Below are 353 nucleotides of genomic sequence, written 5' to 3'. Positions count from 1 at the left end.
TGAACTTCATCACAAAGAAATAATCCTGATTCACCCATACCGTATTATTGACATGTCCTGTCAGTGTCTGGGCATCTTCCCAGTTTACTTCGCAACTGTTGACCTGTGAATGATATTGCTCTTCTCTCCATGCAGGACCATGTTGCAGGTCGATCAATATAGAGGCAGAATCAGCTTTATGATAAGTATAGCGGTGAAGGGCAGCATGGATAGATGCTGTCAGTTCCGCTTTCACCTGCGGATCGGAAAGTTCCGTAGTGTAATATCCCGGAGTAGCCGCTTCTTTGTCTTTAGGGAAATGACTACGATAAGCATCCCACGCACGGACACGTGTACCCGTGACCGGCATCACC

General features: G+C 47.0%; 1 pseudogene. It reads right to left on the bottom strand.

Annotation, left to right across the window (positions count from 1 at the left end):
- Nucleotides 1-353: pseudogene (locus AB5935_RS25090) on the bottom strand (glycoside hydrolase family 92 protein); the annotation flags it as partial.

Source organism: Phocaeicola sp. RTP21198st1_B8_RTP21198_201120 (assembly GCF_040929485.1).
Classification (GTDB): domain Bacteria; phylum Bacteroidota; class Bacteroidia; order Bacteroidales; family Bacteroidaceae; genus Phocaeicola; species Phocaeicola dorei.
Note: the sequence above shows the minus strand (reverse complement) of the source record. Positions and strands in the feature narration are given on the sequence as shown.